Below are 16,774 nucleotides of genomic sequence, written 5' to 3' on the forward strand. Positions count from 1 at the left end.
GGATCCATAACTCCAAGTCTGGTGGCATCGACTACATCCTCTTCAGAGAGGATCCGAGTCGAGAACTGGAATTAGTTCTCGACGGAACGCTGAGCTCACGCTGGTGCATGAAGGAAGTCCCTTCGGTTGAAACGCTGAAACAACTTGCTGCTGGGTTCCACAACGGCTTGCCATTGACACGAAATGCGGGTAGCCCCCATCGTCATGAAGGCTGGTTCGTGACAGTGGTGGCAGATCAGTCAATCCAAGCTCTGTATCGGGCAGCTGACTGTGAAACCAAAAGAACTCAAATCGAGAGTGAATTCTTAACCGTAGCCAGACGGATCACCAGTCTGCTGGAAAAAGATGGCGTCACGACAAGACGAGGCCATCAAGCAGAACTCCTCAGTCTTGGAAAGCTGGAACGCATCACACGTGATGGCCGACAGTTGCTTCATTTCCATGCCTATGTGTTCAACTTTGGACGGAGTGTGGAAAGTGGTGAATTCGGTGCCCTCAGTTTTAAGAAGGCCTTTGATTTACAGCGTTACTATCAGAACATCCTGACAAAAGACTTCGCGAACCGCTTGATTACCAAGCTGCACTTCGATATTTACCGACGGCGGGACAACGGACTTGGGATACGAGGAGTTACCAAAGACTGGATTGCCTCATGGAAAGCTGATTCCAATCAACGTCTGAAGTCGTTTAAGAACACCGTTGGTGTCCGTCGGCAAAAACTCATTGATCAGTTCAACAGGTACTCAAGGGTCGCAAAACAGCAATGGAATCTAGAAGAGCGGTTAGCCACCTGGCGAAAACAGGGTGAGAAGTTCGGATGGTATTTGAGAAATCTTCCCACCAGAACATTGAGATATCTCAGCGAGAAGCAGGTAGAACGGCTGTCTACACGCTACGTCAAAAGGGCCATCCGGTGGGAATCCAACCATGCCAACCTGGTGCGACCCTCATCACTGGTGGCATCGGCCCTTGTAGAGTCACTTCGTGATGAACGTGTCAATGAAGCAAGTATCAAACAAGCCATCACCAAGATGATGAAAAGCCCTAGGAAGTATGGGCTCGATACCTGGAAAGTGAAGGATACTGAGTATCTGATTTTGTTGCGGAACAGTCAGTTGATGCGACAAGCGATCATGCGTTCTGCGACGATGGGCACACAACAACACCGTCGTCACAAGATTGACAAGAAGGAATTAGCTCATCACGCCCTGTATTTGGACCAAGACAACACCGTCACGCTCAACCAATTTGCCACTGGTGAGTATCTCACGTTTGTTCCAGCAGATAGAAAACAGGCACTGCATGCCATCATGGAGAGTTACGCATCCAGGAAATACCGCACCATCATCGTTTCCAAGTCGCCAAGACTCAGACCGAAAGGGGTCGATGGCGAATTTGTCACCGTTGCCAACTTCATCAAGAAGACTCAGCCCAAGAAATTTGCCGAGATCTTCTGGCGAGTCAGGCAGCATCGGTTACGAGGCATACGTCATACAGCCCAGATGATGGATATGATCCGCCGGCCTGATTGGAAATTGAAGTCACGTACAACGGTGCTGCTAGACCCATCGAACTGCAAAGCAGCAGAACTCAAAGTGATGATGGACTACCTACATCGCAAACGTTGCAAAGTCATCATGCTGTCAGATAACCACATCGCAATGCAGATGCAGCATGAACTCAAGCAACAGCAGCAGATGTCCATGAAAATGGGGATGAAGCTGTGACCATACGATCTTTCTTGCTGAAAGCGTGGCATGCTGACCGGGAGCGAGCAAACTCCTGGCTGGTCGTACTCGCACCATGTCATGTGGTGGTTTCCATTGCTTTGCTGTTCAAGGTACGAGCAGAGCAGATGGGCCTGATGTTCTTACTTTGGGCGTTCCTTGCTCTGATAGCTGCCTACTGCGTGTTTGTGAATGGATTGAGGAAAGACACCAAGCCAGTTTGGTACATCGTTATCTACTGGGGGTTACCTCTGCTCGCGTTCTCCACGATCTATGGCTTCATTGCGGCAAAAACCCAGGGTATCAGTCTGAAAAGTATCAGCGTAACTCAGTTGATGGAAAACAGCCACGAAGGCGATGAAGATAGCTTGCTTACCCCTGGCTTTCGCTGGGTGGGTGACCAGCACCATGTTGGCGGTACCCTTGGAACGAATCTCAGCATCATAGGTATTGGCATGCTGCGTTTCATGCTGTCCGTGGTGGTGGAAACACCAGTGTTCATCTATGTGATGTTTGTCTCAACATGGTTGTTTCAAATACGAGGGAGAAGACCATGATGCTCGGATTGGTAATTTTCATTTTTTGGGTGATTGTCCTAGCAGCGTTGTATTCGTTCGGGCAGGTGCACGAGCCAGAAGACCAAACTCATCTTCGTGGGCAAGAGCTTCAATCTGATAAGCAGTTGCAAGGGGACATTGATGACAATTGACCTCGCTTCGATTGCCATTACACCAGAACAGGCAACTCGAAACATCATGATTTCAGGTTTGCCTGGGAGCGGCAAAACCGTGCTCGTCTGGTTCCTGCTGGATTCTCTGCTGAAAGGGTTTCCAGATGAGGACATTCGTATCCTGCTTACTGATCCCAAGAAAGAGAATACCCCGATTGTAGCTGGTGCACTTCCACCTTGGGCACCCATCTGGCTCACTCATCCAGACGAAGCCAGGTCTGTTCGAATTGCCTTCGGCAAAATCTACAAGACATTCAGTGATGCGGAGCGGCTGTCTCACCACCTTATTCAAGACGAGAAGAACTCCGTTGAAAAGTACTGGCGTAACATCGCTCGTTTGTTGCTGTCCTACGAAATACTGTGGTACCAGACAAAACATCCTGGCAACTGGACGCTCCATGATCTTGTGACAGCCGGAACCAATTCAGCAGAACTCGAAAGAAAGCTCGGTCGATTCCCGCCATCGCAGAGTCTGATTCAAGCGACATTTCAAGATCCAGAGCACCGTGGAAAAGTAGTTTCGTCGCTTGGAAGCTATCTTGGGCAATACCGTGCACTCGCTCAGAACTGGCAGAAGTGCAAGGACGAAATCTCGTTGGAGAACATTCTGTCATCTCGCTGTGTGCTGATGCTCGGGCATGATGAACTGTATCCCAGTCAGTTTGCTCGTCTCAACAGCCTGATCATCTCCGAACTGTCAGCCGCCATTCTCTCAAAGCGTGATCAATCCAAGAGGCATTATCTCATTCTCGATGAGTTTGCCTTGCTGAAGGGCTTTACTGATATCCGTGAACTGCTTCTAAAAGGCAGAGATTCAAACATCTCCGTGGTTCTGACCTTCCAAGATCCCGCTGCTGTTATCTCGGTGCTTGGAAAAGACAGGTTCATTGAAATAACCTCGATGTGTCAATTCAAAGTTTTCTTGAAACAGGGACCTGAAGCTTCACGATGGGCATCGGAACAGTGTGGGCAACGCGAGGTGAAAGAAGGGAGTGCCATCAAACAACGTCCAATCATTTTGCCAGATGAATTCATGAACTTGAGCTTGGCAACTGGACGTACCATAGACGGTTTTATCACCACGCCCTATGGAGCTCCCGCTCGATTCAGTCTCCCCTTTCGTAAACGTTTGATCAGTATCTTTCAGAAGGCATCTGGACGTGGGTTTATCCCACGATCTTGATAAACCGTTTGCCATGGTGGCTGACGGTAGAATGGGAATCTCTTTCAAGGAGAAACCGATGAGAATGCGAGTGTTCATGCTGGTGACTGCCATGGCTACCAGCTGGTGCGGTTTACATGGCCAGGAACCCGATCCTGCTCTTGCGCTTGGGGCTGCCTATAGTAAAGCAGTAGCTGAGAAGGAAGAAACTTACCATCGCGCTATTGAAGAACTGTCGAAGAAACTATCAAAAATGCAAATCCTCTCGCAGGATAGCAAAGAAGAAACCATTCTTGCTATGAAAAGCATCGTGACTGGCTTGGTAGCTGAAGGAAAAGCAGTCATTGCATCATATGAGAAATACAAAAGTGACTCCAAGGCCTACATGGCTGCTATGGACCGCATTCCATCTTCAATACCACCGATGGCAGAAATGGCACGCTTCAAGGCACGAAAGTATGCAAACAACCCTATCGGCAGACAATACGAGCAGTTTGCAAAAGAAGCGAATGAACTCATAGGGAAGATTTCTCAGCGTCGCCTGGACGTAGAACAGGGTGATGCCCTTATTGCCCAAGCTGTCAAAGAAACTGAAAATGCTGTTGAGTTCCTTACAGATTACGGAGCATTCCTCGAAGTATTGTCCTTGGGCGACATCACAGCTGCAAGGCAAGCTTTTCGAGAGAGAATGCATGAATTCATGAGGAACTATCAAAAGTTCGATGGGTTAATGCAGCAGTTCCACGAGAAGCTCAAGTCAACCAGTTCCTCTGACCAAATCAGGCAGGAGTACCAGTCGAAAAAGGCAAAGAAGGCAGAGGAGCAGGAACAAAGACGTGTTGAATCTTTGAAGGCGACACGAAGAGAAACAGACCCACAGGATTGGAGTGCTGAAACTGTACAACCTACACTCGCCTACTCAAGTCCGGCACGAACGGTAACGCAAGGTAACTATCGCCCTGTCAACTATGCGAATGTTGCCAAAGCTTCGGCCAACGTGCAACGCAACATCAATACCGTTCGGCGGTTCATCAAATAGCCATGACGACTAATCAAGCACTGGCAATGGATATTGCAGAATGCCTCCTGGAGGCGTTGCCGATTCGTTTCGGAACAATTCAAGAGAGGCGATTTATCACCAAGGCTGCTCTCATCATTGCCGAAAAACTTGATGGTTCCATCAATCAAAAAAGCCCTCAGGATGAGGGCTTGATGGCAACAACAAATGAGTCTTCATCTGAATACAGTGGGTAATTTCCAATGGTGATCCAAGTCTTCGGGTAACAGATCCCAAAGGCTACCTTCCAAGAAATAACGCTTTGATTTCTGGCAGTAGGCTTCTTCGATTTCAATTCCAATCCCAGCAGTTTACTTGGTGAAGGGATTGGTTAGCCTTACTTGATATCACTAATTCCAAACTGATCAGCTTCTTCCTTCGTAATGATTTCAATGATCTGATGAGCAACAAGCACAACAATCCTCAATGGCAGGTGGTTCACTTGGAGAATGACAACTGTCTCTTTTTGAATCTCTACTTTTCTTACCTTGGCCATCGCATCTTCAATGATGGCTTGCTTCTGCATGCCCATCAGGATTTTGGCAGCTGGAGAGCATCGAACCTTGTAGATGTTGTCCATTTCTTGGTTCAGTGAGCAGTTGAGTGTCGTCGTGTTGAAGGTGTCAAGTGTCTACAGTACTGCCAATCAAAAGCTTAGCTGGTCACTTCTATTTCTGTCATCACTTCGGGTTGTGCTGTAATTGCACCATAGAGATCGATCTCAGCATTGGGTGTTTCAATGGTGATGACGAGGCTATAGCGAGCTTTACTGTTGTATTTGTTGAGATGTGGGCGTTCCTTCCACCATCCGGTCACTGGATAGATTGCAATATGGCTGCTTGCTGCCAAAGTTGCAGCATTACCATGCCACCAATCAGAATGAATGCTTCCATGATTTCTTGCTTCTCCTATAAGCCAAGAACGAGTATCCGGAACAATGGAAGGTCTATTTCCATTTTCCCACTCATGCTTGGTGAGCCTACGTCGAAAAGCTTGCAATGATTCTGTTGGTCTCTTGAGGTCGAACCTTAACCCGTGAGATTGATATCGGTACTTTCGCCCCCATACCACTCGGCCAGGGCTTGATTCAATGTAGTACGATAAAGTCACGTGCATCTTGATGTTCAGTTCTCCCAACTGTTGCAACACTTCGATGGGCCAAGGCAAGGCATGAAGATGCATCTCGTTGGTCGAGGGCGGATTCTCAGTAGTATCACCATCCGCGTTTACTGACACTTTGCGATGATAAGGTTGTAGTTCACCCTGGTAAATCAGGGTTGCAGCGTTTTGTGCACTAAAGAGAGCCTTCTCTAAATCAGGGACACCGTAGCCATAGCAGCGAAGTCTCTTCTGAATCACAGATTTGTTGTTGCCTGGAAACCGACGAATCATTGCCGGCGTCCATTGTGCACTGTGAATCATCAAAGCCCGTACTGTTTCTGGCCAGAATTGAGGATAGTAGCTCCAAATGACAGCAGCCATTCGAGCAGCCGATGCAGCAGCAGGACTGGTATCACGTGTGGTAGTGAGCAACTGACCTGTTGGCTTAAGGCACGTTGTCAAAAGTGAAAGATCATCGAGATTATCTCTTTCACCGTTTTTCTCAATGTAGTTTCCGCCCTCCATCACGATGTCAGGCTTGATAGGCCATTCTTTCTGATTATCTGGTGGCCAAGGCAACGATGTACGACTGGTAGGTGTCAGATCACCGGGCTCGGCAATAACTTGCCAGCCATCTTGCAGCGTTTCTCGTTCGATTACTTTCTCCGTGTATGCCCCTACGGTAACGGCATTCCAAGCCTGTGCCGGTTCTTCGATTCCAGCCTTCTGACAATTCCAATCATGGTAGGAATAAGTTGATGCAAAGAACTCTGTTCCAATGTTTCCAGCGGAAACAAAGACAAGCTTAGGAATAGCTTCAAGTCCTCCATGACAACAATCATCCAGTGCAGCTGACCATTGTGAAGGAAGCCCATTATCAAGATCATCAGTTGTAATAGTTAGGCAGTACGCTCGATTCCTTTCTGGTGCGACGGATTCCACTCTTGCAGTTGCTTCTTTGGTAACCGCACCATACACATCTGGTGAGTTTTCACCAGGTGGTGGTGGAATCAACTTCACTGATTCCAATCGGTGCTTCAGCCTGATCGGATCAACAGAATCCAAGATGGTGGTGAGGCAGCCATAAAGGGCTATCCCTGCCATCGTGGTTCCGTGCTGATGTGGATCGTGATCGCTGTTTCCCCATTGGATATCCACAGCATGCAGATCGCTAGGTTCTAATGCTGGGGCCAACAGAAGGTGTCCACGATTGACACCAGTATCAAGCAAGCAAACTGCGGGTGCTGTTCTTGCGGGAGGAATTATTCGTTGAGCTGCGTGTTGCACGAAGTCTGCTTGTTCTCGTCCAGATAGCTGTGTGTAGTGCGATGCAAGCTCTTTGGCTTTGCGCACTTCAGCTACGAGCGTGAGCAGGTCCAAAGACTTTGAAAGCTGAGCAAGTGAGCCAAAGGCTAGCGTCACCAGTCGTTCAGGAAACTTCACATATCTCGACGTGACTTGAAATCCAAGCATCTGTGCCAGCTGAGCAAATCGCTGATAATTTTGCTCCGGTTGCTCATTGAACTGATGAAGCCAAACTTCCAGCCATAAGGTGGCATCTAGACTTGGTATTGGAATGCTGTCAGACCAGAGGTCTTGCACGACTGTCAGTGAGATGGATGAAATACTCTCAATCAATTCTCGATTATCAGCATTTCCATGGGAGTTATCTCGTCTGGCGTAATTCTCAATCAGTTTCAGAAAGCCGACCACCTTGTTGATTGGCATCGATATGGTTGCAACATAGATGCCATTTTCGACTCTGGAACTGAGTAGCCTGATTTTCTGACGTACCCGGTCAAGTCTTTCAAGTCTTAATTGGAACCCTGGATCACTGCGAAGAGTAAAGGTAATGTACTTGATCTGCCCATCGTCTTGCACGTGCAAGTCTGCCTGTTCTTGACGGAGTCGTTCACTTTCTGCAACGGCATTTCTGACTTCATCTGCTCTCGCCCGGCCATGCGGAACTCGATCTCGTGGTGGCAACTGAAAAGGTAGAGCATTAACAGGCACTCCTCCAGCATAAGAATAGGGCACGGAATCAGGAATTTCCTCAAGATGTAAGTGAGGCTTGTTTCTCATGAGGCCCGCTCAACTTGTGATTAACCTAATTCGCTCGTTTGAGGTTTCATTTGTTTTCGAGCACGGAGAGCTTGAATCAATATGCTGCTGTCCATTTCCAAGTTCTTGGAAAGCACCACTCGCCTAGCAGCATCATCACATGCACGACACGTTTCTGCGTGGCTCAGTCCAAGAGCAGACTTGATAACAATCTTCCATTTGATCTGACTGAGATCGTACGAACTCAACCGATTTTCGATCAATTGTCGAAGCATGGTTGCATTCGGGAGTTCGTATCGAATGACATCGTCAAAACGTCGAAAGAGAGCTTCGTCCAGCATGCCCATGAAATTGGTGGCGGCGACAATGATGCTGTCAGACTCATCTCGTTCAAGTAGTTGTAGGAATGAGTTCAGAATGCGTCGTATCTCGCCAACATCATTCCCAGCGGTTCGAGTTGAACCTATCGCATCAAACTCATCAAACAGATAGACTGCTCGAGTTTCCGTCATTGCCAAGAACAGTTGATGCAACTTCGCTGAAGTCTCGCCCAGGTATTTGGTGATCAATCCATGCAACTGAACAAACATCAACGGAAGCTGACACTCGGTTGCCAGTGCTGAAGCAGTCATAGTCTTGCCACATCCTGGCGGTCCCACCAGAAGCAGCTTACGTTTTGGCGTAAGTGCATGCATACGAAGCACTTCACGTTCGCGATTCTGGTGTACGATTTCTTTCAGCTGCAGCATGCTGGCTTCATCAAGCACCATGTCAGACAGCCGAACGGTTGGATAGGACGATGAGACAAGGCCTACCAAGTCGCTTGGTGGCTTGGTGATGGGAACTGCTCGTGGCGGACTGACAGGCCGTTGTTCTCTCCGTGCTTGGTCGATTAGCCTTCTCAGTTCTTCTGCTAACGAGGTGTTTCCCTTCTTTGCACTGTGTGCGGCAATCTGCATGGCAATAGATCGGAACTCAGCATCATCATGCTCAGTGTGACTTCTAACCAATGCTTTAAGCTGCTCAGCAGTAGCCATCTCACCCTTCCAACACACTCGACCATGAGCATCAGTCATGCCGTACGACTATAGCCTATGCCTGTTGGTTATGCTATTCGAGCCTTCTCAACCAAGTGTCTGGTAAACAAAAGACAACGTCGAAAGTGATGCACGGAACGTGCACGGAATACCCTTCCAGGGTGGGTCTTATCGAAGCTTTCGTGCAGTAAACACTAAGTAATCGTCCATCATAAGTCATTAAACCAAAAGGTTTTCCGGTAATCGGCGGTAACCCTAATTCTACTTGGGGTGCAAGAGGTCGTGGGTTCAAATCCCGCCAGCCCGACTCAGTAAACCTCGATGATTTATCGGGGTTTTCTTATTTTATGAAGATGATGAGCGTAGAATTTTGCACCTCCAATGCAGGGAACGTGCAGTGAATCCGCTCATGCGAACACGCAAGCCTTGGTATCGTAAACAAAACAACTGCTGGTATGTTGAGATCGACGGTTCTCAATATCTGCTCGCCAAAGGCACGTAGAACAAACAAGAGGTCGAAGTTGATTACCAACGCCACATGTAAATCGGCCGGTCATGACCTACCAGATTACTTACAATAGCGTTGATTCGTTCCGGGAAAAGAGACGCCATCATGACTTGGGCTGTACATATCCCCGATGGTGTACTTTCTCCTGTTGCATTAGGGTTGGGCCTGGTATTGCTGCTCCTTTTGCTTGCTGTAGGGTGCTACCGCCTGCGCGACGACGAGGTAGCTAAGACTGGAGTATTTACAGCCATACTTTTTGTAGCATCACTTATTCATCCTCCGATTCCTGGTACTAAAGTACATCTGATCCTGAATGGGTTAGCCGGGATGTTGCTTGGTAAACGTGTTGGGTTGGCGGTAGTTATCGCCTTGGCATTGCAGGCACTTCTATTAAGTCATGGTGGACTGTATGCGCTGGGTGTCAACTGCGCCACGATCGGTTTGCCTGGACTGCTGGTTGCTCTGGTTTTTGCATTGATCAAGCGATCTGTGCATCTTCAGTCGCGTTTATCGCGACTATTGGCAGGAGGATTTCTCGGGGGCTTGGGACTCGTCAGCACGCTCATACTGTACTACCTGGTGCTCAGGTTTGGTGCAGTTTCCGGTGAGGACCTGCAGTTACTTGCCACCATTGCATTCGTATGGCATATACCTGTGATAATAATCGAAGTAATCTTTACTGCATTGGTATTCGATTTTCTTTACAGAATCAAGCCAGAACTGCTGGGATTACAGCGGAGTGCAGTTCGTGTAACTGGACAATAAGCCACTCATCTCGCTCTGGAGACTTCGTTTGCTGTAGTAGTCTTCAGTCGTGAAACAGAAAAGACCACCCAGGCGGCATATGAAAAACAAATCGTAAGACCGAGCAGGATAGCGGTGCGACCTGCAGGAGTTGATCCTGAAGATAATGAAACAATCTGAAAACTGTGAGATATTGAGCAGCCTGCAAGAATGCCGATGGCGGTAATCATGGCGTCGCCGTTGCCTTCGCCTGCCAGGACGATCTGTCTCACGGGGCAACCACCTGCAAGCACGCCGGTTAAACCGACCAGTGCCATGGCAAGAATGTTCCAAATATGATCACTGTGACTTGCAGGTTGACTGGTGAAGTCGAGGTTGAATTTCCCGGTGCAGATAGCCAAGATGAAGTACCCACCGATCAGCGCAATCGCAGCCCAGAGCATACGACGTGGTCTGGTATAAATCTGCTTTACTGCTGAGATTGCGCAAAACCCTGTCCAGGATAAGATGCTTCCAGCTACGATGGCAATTCCCAGTGACCAGAACCATGGAGCATGTGGTGGTTTGCCGGCAAGGTCTTCTGGACCGGGGCCAAAAGGCATCCCTCCAGCAAGAAAAAGAATTAACGCAGCAATTGCCAAAATCAGTGCAGGGGTACCTGCAGGAGTAATGACAATGGAAGTCTTACCAGAAGTATAGTTACGCATTTCGAAGATTCGCCCGACACCAACACCAATAATAAATCCTGCCAGTCCAACGAGGGCATTCAGATCGCCTCCCCCCATACGCTGCAGCATTCGAAAGGGGCAACCGAGAAAGACCATGGTTCCAATACCCATCCAGAGTCCGAGGAAAAAACGAGGAGCGGCATGAGCGCCGGCTCGCCCTTCGATGCGGTTTTGCGCAAGACGGAGGATGAAAGCGCCAAGAATCAACCCAGCTAATTCTGGACGAAAAATACGCGGGCCTTCTCCGGTAAAAAGTCCCAGGGCGCCAGCAGTGTCTCTCAAGAAACAGGCTCCGCAGATGCCCATGTTTCCCGGGTTTCCCAGGGCGACAAGCACAGCAGCCAATGCACCTATCCCTGCACATGCTATCCAGAGCAACCAGAGTTTGGTTCCATGAACTTCTGTCCTCAGCATGGTAATGCACTTCCTTTACTTGCTTCTATAAAAAGTCTGCTTCTGACAACCTGCATCACATCATCTTGTTGACAGTTTGAAGTGTGCTGAGTTTCAGATCTGTCAGACTATATGGATGAAGCAGTGCAATGATACAACGACACCAGAAAATGTGGTGATCACAGATTCAATTGTTGGGAAATCAGTCAAGAAATAATCTTACCTTGTTACACTATTATTTGCCACCTATGAACTGGTATTACTGTTTCCAGAACAATGACATGGATCAAGCATGTCTGAAGTGCCTATCAATAGATGGTGTGGAATTATCTGCATCGCAGTGGCGGAGTTGGATGTTTATTCGTTACTTTACTGGTAGTCCCCGATGAAGATTTCTGAACCGCTTAATATTGTTCAACAACTGAAAATGGCACGGCAGAATGTGCCAGGCGCTCGAGGCGATCTGTTGGAGAACTATCGCAACTATCTCGAACTGTTAGCCAGGGTTGAAATCGGCAGACTGTTGCAGACGAAACTTGATACGGCAGATGTGGTACAGGAAACTTTTCTGGAAGCACATCGCCATTTTGATGGATTTCGAGGCAATACGGAAAGTGAACTGGTTGCCTGGCTAAGGAGTATTTTCTCTGCCAAGCTTTCCAACCTGGTGCGGCATTACCTGGGAACACAGGCCCGTGATATTCGAAGGGAGAACGCCCTCGAATTTAACCTCGACCACTCCAGTCGCATGCTGGATCGAGGCCTGTTTACGCCTGAAGGCACTCCCAGCCAGCAGGTGGTACAGCGGGAGCAGGGGGTATTGCTGGCGGAAGCGCTGGCGAAATTGCCTGACAACTATCGAGAAGTGATAGTGCTTCGCCATCTGGAGGAATTGACATTTCCTGAAGTGGCACAAAGGCTGGAGCGAACGGAGAATAGTGTGCAGAAGATCTGGGTACGGGCACTAGCCAAGCTTCGCCAATTGATGGGGGCATCAGAATGAGTCGTCAATCGGTTATCAAAAACGATTCAGACGGGGATGCAATCACTGATTCCATGATGGATGATCCTCGTGTTCTCGAAGTGGTAAATGCTTATCAGCATGAATTGGATCAGGGCCGTCATCCGGATCGCAAACACTATATTCAGCGCTATCCAGATGTATCTTCTGCAGTGAAGCAATGTCTCGAAGGACTGGATCTGGTTCGAAGTGGCATACGGCAGTCAAAATCGAAGGCAGGCTCCACGTTCGTTCCCGGTGCAACTGCTCACGCCGGTGAGTTATCAGCCAGTCCCTTGGGTGATTTTCAGATTGTCAGGGAAATTGCCCGTGGTGGCATGGGTGTGGTGTATGAAGCAATTCAATTATCGCTGGGCAGGCGGGTAGCTCTCAAAGTATTGCCTTTTGCTGCGACGATGGATGCAAGGCGTTTGCAGCGATTCAAGAATGAAGCCCAGGCTGCTGCATTGCTGCACCATACCAACATCGTTCCCATCTATGCGGTTGGTTGTGAACGGGGCGTGCATTTCTATGCCATGCAGTTGATCGAGGGGCAATCGCTGGCGATTATCATTGAACAACTGCAGCAGCAACAGGTGCAACTCGAACCAGCAAGCCCGTTGCCCAGAGCTGGAGCGACCTTGCCAAGTACTGCAAGTCTGCCTGGAACGGAAGCGATGCTGCATCGCACTGAGCAGCAACCAGCAGAGCGAAAACAGAGCAGTACACTGCAGATTTCCGCTGCGGTTACCAGTGGCGCCAAGCTGGATAGTGAAACATATATCCGAAGAGTAGCCAGGCTAATGGTGCAGGCTGCGGATGCACTGGAGCATGCCCATCAGGCTGGCGTCATTCATCGCGATATCAAACCAGGCAACCTTCTTATTGATGCTTCGGCAAATTTGTGGATTACCGATTTCGGGTTAGCCCAGTTACAGGCCGACAATGGCCTGACACGTTCAGGCGATTTTCTCGGCACGTTCCGATACATGAGTCCTGAGCAGACGGGTGGCAAGCGCACTATGCTCGATCATCGAACCGATATCTACTCATTGGGTGCAACTTTTTACGAACTGTTGACACTGCGTCCCGCACTGCCCGGCGAAACTCATCAGGAACTGCTGTATTCCATTCTGCATGTAGAGCCAGCGAGCCCAAGGCAATGGAATCGTGCCATACCTCCTGAAATGGAAACCATTCTGCTGAAGTCGTTATCCAAGCATCCAGCTGATCGCTACCAGACGGCAGCAGAACTCAGTGCAGATGTTCAGCGGTTTCTCGATCACAAGCCGATCACAGCCAGGCCGCCTTCACTGTATGATCATGGACGCAAATGGATCAGAAGGCATCCATCCATTGCTGTTGCATGCGTGCTGCTTCTGGCAGTAGTCACTGCTGGGCTTTTCATCAATAACCGGATGATTGCTACTGAACAGCAGAAAACAGCAGATTCCTTGGAGCGGGAAAAACTGAGGGCTCGTGAAGCAGAAGATAACTTCCAAAAAGCCAGGCAGGCGGTTGATGCCCTGTTTCAGATCAGCCAGGAAGAACTGGCAGACAGGCCCATGGAAGCCAGTCGTAAGCGCATACTTGAAGTGGTGGTGAACTACTATCAGGATTTCATTGAGCAGAGGCAGGGGGATCCCGCTTCGCAAGCGGAACTCACCAGGGTACAGAATGAAGTGAAGAATATTCTGAGAGAATTGAATGCGATACAACGCGAAATGCAGTTACGGCTGCTATCAAACAGTGCTGTTCAAAAGGAATTGAAGTTGACCTCGGAACAGGAAACGCGATTAAAGGAATTCCTTGCTCAGTGGTCGCAGCAGAGACAGTTGTTTTTTGACCGGTCACGAAGCCAGAATACCGAATCACGTCGTACGGAACTGCTTGCCAGTGATGTAGAGCGTGAGAAGATGCTTGCATCCATCCTGCAACCATCACAACTTAAGCGTTATCGTGAAATTGCGATTCAATGTCTCGGTGCGGCGGCGTTTCGGGAGCCTGATATTATCAAAGCCTTGTCGCTAACCTCTCTACAGCGAATGGAAATTCGCGACGTGGAAAAAGATGTTTTCATGCGTCCAGTCAATTTTGGCTCAGGAAATCCTCGACCGCCTGCTCCGTTTAATCCCGAACGGCATCGCCAGTTGCGACATGATGCCATGACCAGGGTGCTGAAAATTCTGACTCCATCGCAGAAGGAAATCTGGCAACAAATCACAGGGCCAGATTTTGAAGAACTGCCTGTCGGCCCAATGCCTGGAATGATTTTCGGTCCTGCACCTGGTCCGGGAAGATAAATGCTGCTGGACACAACTTCGACCGTTTTCAGAAAAATGAAACATATCATGGCGGGAATTGTTTCAATACCGTTACTTAATGTGAAGACACGGTAAAGAAACCGTGAAGCTAGTCTCTGATCCTGTATTCGGGAAAAACATGACTGCACCGATCAGACTGACTGTTGCCTCCCTGGAAACGCAATCTCCTTCGTTGAGGCGTTTGCAAGGTGACACGCAGCCAGCCTGTGAACTTAAATTGCTGTTGAGCGAGGAGCAGGCGCTGGCTGTCGAAGACCGATGCCGGTTGGAACTGTTGCTCGATCCACATTGCACGAACCAGTCAAGCCCTGGCTATCACATCAAATCACTCTACTGCGATACACCAGAGTGGGATGTCTTCCATCGGCGAAACCGATTCCGTTTGTTCAAGTTTCGCGTAAGGCAGTACGGCTCCAGCACCCAGGTATATCTCGAACGAAAATCCAAGAAGGGCATCGAAGTTCGCAAAAAGCGATGGTGTATCCCTCTGCAACAGTTAGGGCTGCTGAACGGTGATGCAGAACAGGATTGGGAAGGAAGCTGGTTTCATAACCAGTTGATTCGAAACCGCCTGGGCCCTGTATGCCTGATTGAATATGAACGTGTGGCGTACTATGGCTCAAGTGGATCGGAGCCAGTTCGATTAACGTTTGACCGTCACATCCGTGGGGGATTGCATCATCCATGGTCGATGACCAGCCAGACATTTTCCATGCCCATTCTGCGAAACCAGGTGGTATGTGAATTCAAATTCCGAGGCTTATTGCCACCACTGTTCAAGTCGATCATTCATGAGTTGCAGCTAACAACCAGTGGTGTATCCAAATATCGACACTGCATTGATGCCAGTGGAGTTCTGAAGCAGGAGCAAAAGAATTATGCCTGATTGGTTATTGCCTTCGGCAGATGGAACGGCAGTAACGGCGAACCAGATGTTGGTGCGCCTGGTTCTGGCTTCCATCTTTGGAATTGTGGTGGCCATTATTTACCGGGCTAGCCATGGCAAGCATGATCAACCAGGCGATGCATGGACGTTGACGACAACGCTGGTTCTGCTCGCAATCCTGATTGCCATGGTTTCCATGGTCATTGGAGACAGCATAGCACGGGCATTCAGTCTGGTAGGCGCCTTGTCCATTGTCCGATTTCGCACGGTGGTGGATGATACACGGGATACAGCCTTCGTGATATTTGCAGTGATTGTCGGCATGGCAGCGGGAGCCGGGCATTTCATCCTGCCACTGTTAGGGATACCTGTAGTTGGATGCATGGCGGTGCTGCTCAGTCGTGCCAGCAATCCGCAAAGGCTGGTGCATGGCTCTGAACTGCAACTGAAGGTACGGCTGGGATTAGGGCGTGACCCACGGGAAATGTTGACGCCGATACTGGAAAAGCATCTCAGTCAGTATCGCCAGATTTCTGCATCGACCTCGCGAAAAGGCGCTGCCATCGATCTGACTTACATTGTGAAGCTCAAAATTCCCTCGGGAATGACGCACTTAGTGACAGACCTGAATCAATTGGAAGGCGTGCAGGAAGTTGAACTGCAGCCTTGAGAATGAACCGAGTACAGCTTAATCAGGGTGATAAACATGACACACGTTAAACCATGGATCATGGGAAGCATCATGCTTCTCGTGTTGAACTTCAGTTACACTCAGGAGCCACCACGCAAGGAAGGTCGAGGCTTCGGTGGACAGCCACCGGGCGGGCCGGGACAACCCCCACGCATGATGTTCTTCGGCCCTCCCGGTGCGATGCAGAATTCGACCATATCCCTGTTGACTATTCCTGAAGTGCAGAAAGAACTTGCACTGACCGAAGATCAGGTCAAGCAGGTGGAAAAGGCAAATAGCGAAGTGCAGCAATCAGGATTCGGCTCATTCAACTTCCAGGAGATGGAGAATCTCACACCCGAAGAACGGGAAAAGAAGATGGCTGAAATGCGTTCCAAGATGGAAACTGCAAGTAAAAAAGCAGATGAAACAGTTCGCAAGTTGCTGAATGCAAAACAATCCGCCAGGCTGGTACAGTTAAAACTTCAACGTGAGGGAGCCTCTGCCTTGCTGCAAGAAGATATTTCCAGCCAGTTAAAACTAAGTGAAAAACAGCGCGCTCAGATTGATGAAATTGTTCAGCGCAGTTCCACAGGTATGGGGCGATCATCCTTAACACCCCAGGCAAAAAAGGATTTGTTCGCCA

The 16,774-nt window shown here is 49.0% G+C and carries 15 protein-coding genes; 11 read left to right on the forward strand and 4 right to left on the reverse strand.

Annotation, left to right across the window (positions count from 1 at the left end; all coding sequences use genetic code 11):
* The 6 genes from JNJ77_02070 to JNJ77_02095 all read left to right on the forward strand — a co-directional run.
* On the forward strand, positions 1 to 1,727 hold a 1,727-nt coding region (locus JNJ77_02070; protein MBL8821345.1), incomplete at its 5' end, for a relaxase domain-containing protein.
* Positions 1,724 to 2,284 carry a hypothetical protein gene (locus JNJ77_02075; GenBank protein ID MBL8821346.1) on the forward strand — a complete coding sequence of 187 codons (561 nt, stop codon included), beginning with the start codon at positions 1,724 to 1,726 and terminating at the stop codon, positions 2,282 to 2,284. The genes JNJ77_02070 and JNJ77_02075, both read left to right, overlap by 4 nt.
* Positions 2,281 to 2,436, forward strand: a complete 156-nt coding sequence (locus JNJ77_02080; GenBank protein MBL8821347.1) for a hypothetical protein — start codon at positions 2,281 to 2,283, stop codon at positions 2,434 to 2,436. The genes JNJ77_02075 and JNJ77_02080 overlap by 4 nt, the downstream gene beginning before the upstream one ends.
* Positions 2,426 to 3,640 (forward strand): type IV secretion system DNA-binding domain-containing protein, encoded by a 1,215-nt coding sequence (locus JNJ77_02085; GenBank protein ID MBL8821348.1) that lies wholly within the window; start codon positions 2,426 to 2,428, stop codon positions 3,638 to 3,640. Before JNJ77_02080 ends, JNJ77_02085 begins: the two co-directional genes overlap by 11 nt.
* A gap of 58 nt (positions 3,641 to 3,698) precedes the next feature.
* Positions 3,699 to 4,658, forward strand: coding sequence for a hypothetical protein (locus JNJ77_02090; GenBank protein ID MBL8821349.1), 960 nt, complete (start codon positions 3,699 to 3,701; stop codon positions 4,656 to 4,658).
* A gap of 2 nt (positions 4,659 to 4,660) precedes the next feature.
* On the forward strand, positions 4,661 to 4,873 hold the full coding sequence (locus JNJ77_02095; GenBank protein MBL8821350.1) for a hypothetical protein: 213 nt from the start codon (positions 4,661 to 4,663) through the stop codon (positions 4,871 to 4,873).
* Between the two features lie 140 nt (positions 4,874 to 5,013).
* Here the strand turns inward: JNJ77_02095 and JNJ77_02100 are convergent, their stop codons facing one another.
* The 3 genes from JNJ77_02100 to JNJ77_02110 all read right to left on the reverse strand — a co-directional run bounded on the left by JNJ77_02100 (position 5,014) and on the right by JNJ77_02110 (position 8,875).
* Entirely contained in the window at positions 5,014 to 5,256 is a 243-nt protein-coding gene (locus tag JNJ77_02100) for a hypothetical protein (GenBank protein ID MBL8821351.1), read from the reverse strand.
* Between the two features lie 74 nt (positions 5,257 to 5,330).
* Positions 5,331 to 7,859 (reverse strand): S8 family peptidase, encoded by a 2,529-nt coding sequence (locus JNJ77_02105; protein MBL8821352.1) that lies wholly within the window; start codon positions 7,857 to 7,859, stop codon positions 5,331 to 5,333.
* A 20-nt stretch (positions 7,860 to 7,879) separates the two neighbouring features.
* Positions 7,880 to 8,875, reverse strand: coding sequence for an ATP-binding protein (locus JNJ77_02110; protein MBL8821353.1), 996 nt, complete (start codon positions 8,873 to 8,875; stop codon positions 7,880 to 7,882).
* 613 nt (positions 8,876 to 9,488) lie between these two features.
* On the opposite strand from JNJ77_02110, the gene JNJ77_02115 reads away from it, so the two are divergent.
* Complete coding sequence (locus tag JNJ77_02115; protein ID MBL8821354.1) at positions 9,489 to 10,148, forward strand: energy-coupling factor ABC transporter permease; 660 nt, start codon at positions 9,489 to 9,491, stop codon at positions 10,146 to 10,148.
* A gap of 5 nt (positions 10,149 to 10,153) precedes the next feature.
* Here JNJ77_02115 and JNJ77_02120 read toward each other — a convergent pair whose 3' ends face one another.
* The gene (locus JNJ77_02120) at positions 10,154 to 11,269 is read right to left on the reverse strand and encodes a YedE-related selenium metabolism membrane protein (GenBank protein MBL8821355.1); all 1,116 of its coding nucleotides are present in this window, start codon (positions 11,267 to 11,269) and stop codon (positions 10,154 to 10,156) included.
* Between the two features lie 406 nt (positions 11,270 to 11,675).
* Between JNJ77_02120 and JNJ77_02125 the strand changes: the two genes are divergently transcribed.
* The 4 genes from JNJ77_02125 to JNJ77_02140 all read left to right on the forward strand — a co-directional run bounded on the left by JNJ77_02125 (position 11,676) and on the right by JNJ77_02140 (position 16,128).
* Positions 11,676 to 12,251: a sigma-70 family RNA polymerase sigma factor gene (locus tag JNJ77_02125; protein ID MBL8821356.1), complete on the forward strand. Its 576-nt coding sequence runs from the start codon at positions 11,676 to 11,678 to the stop codon at positions 12,249 to 12,251.
* Complete coding sequence (locus JNJ77_02130) at positions 12,248 to 14,551, forward strand: protein kinase (GenBank protein MBL8821357.1); 2,304 nt, start codon at positions 12,248 to 12,250, stop codon at positions 14,549 to 14,551. The genes JNJ77_02125 and JNJ77_02130 overlap by 4 nt, the downstream gene beginning before the upstream one ends.
* A gap of 139 nt (positions 14,552 to 14,690) precedes the next feature.
* A complete protein-coding gene (locus JNJ77_02135) occupies positions 14,691 to 15,458 on the forward strand; it encodes a polyphosphate polymerase domain-containing protein (protein MBL8821358.1) in 768 nt (255 codons plus the stop codon).
* On the forward strand, positions 15,451 to 16,128 hold the full coding sequence (locus JNJ77_02140; GenBank protein ID MBL8821359.1) for a DUF4956 domain-containing protein: 678 nt from the start codon (positions 15,451 to 15,453) through the stop codon (positions 16,126 to 16,128). Before JNJ77_02135 ends, JNJ77_02140 begins: the two co-directional genes overlap by 8 nt.
* Positions 16,129 to 16,774 lie beyond the last annotated feature (646 nt).

It is taken from the genome of Planctomycetia bacterium (genome assembly GCA_016795155.1).
Lineage (GTDB): Bacteria > Planctomycetota > Planctomycetia > Gemmatales > HRBIN36 > JAEUIE01.

Coding starts and splice junctions, on each gene's coding strand:
- JNJ77_02115 (MBL8821354.1), top strand. CDS start 9,489: ATGACTTGGGCTGTACATATCCCCGATGGTGTACTTTCTCCTGTTGCA.
- JNJ77_02085 (MBL8821348.1), top strand. CDS start 2,426: ATGACAATTGACCTCGCTTCGATTGCCATTACACCAGAACAGGCAACT.
- JNJ77_02125 (MBL8821356.1), top strand. CDS start 11,676: ATGGCACGGCAGAATGTGCCAGGCGCTCGAGGCGATCTGTTGGAGAAC.
- JNJ77_02120 (MBL8821355.1), bottom strand. CDS start 11,269: ATGCTGAGGACAGAAGTTCATGGAACCAAACTCTGGTTGCTCTGGATA.
- JNJ77_02105 (MBL8821352.1), bottom strand. CDS start 7,859: ATGAGAAACAAGCCTCACTTACATCTTGAGGAAATTCCTGATTCCGTG.
- JNJ77_02095 (MBL8821350.1), top strand. CDS start 4,661: ATGACGACTAATCAAGCACTGGCAATGGATATTGCAGAATGCCTCCTG.
- JNJ77_02100 (MBL8821351.1), bottom strand. CDS start 5,256: ATGGACAACATCTACAAGGTTCGATGCTCTCCAGCTGCCAAAATCCTG.
- JNJ77_02140 (MBL8821359.1), top strand. CDS start 15,451: ATGCCTGATTGGTTATTGCCTTCGGCAGATGGAACGGCAGTAACGGCG.
- JNJ77_02090 (MBL8821349.1), top strand. CDS start 3,699: ATGAGAATGCGAGTGTTCATGCTGGTGACTGCCATGGCTACCAGCTGG.
- JNJ77_02130 (MBL8821357.1), top strand. CDS start 12,248: ATGAGTCGTCAATCGGTTATCAAAAACGATTCAGACGGGGATGCAATC.
- JNJ77_02110 (MBL8821353.1), bottom strand. CDS start 8,875: ATGGCTACTGCTGAGCAGCTTAAAGCATTGGTTAGAAGTCACACTGAG.
- JNJ77_02135 (MBL8821358.1), top strand. CDS start 14,691: ATGACTGCACCGATCAGACTGACTGTTGCCTCCCTGGAAACGCAATCT.
- JNJ77_02080 (MBL8821347.1), top strand. CDS start 2,281: ATGATGCTCGGATTGGTAATTTTCATTTTTTGGGTGATTGTCCTAGCA.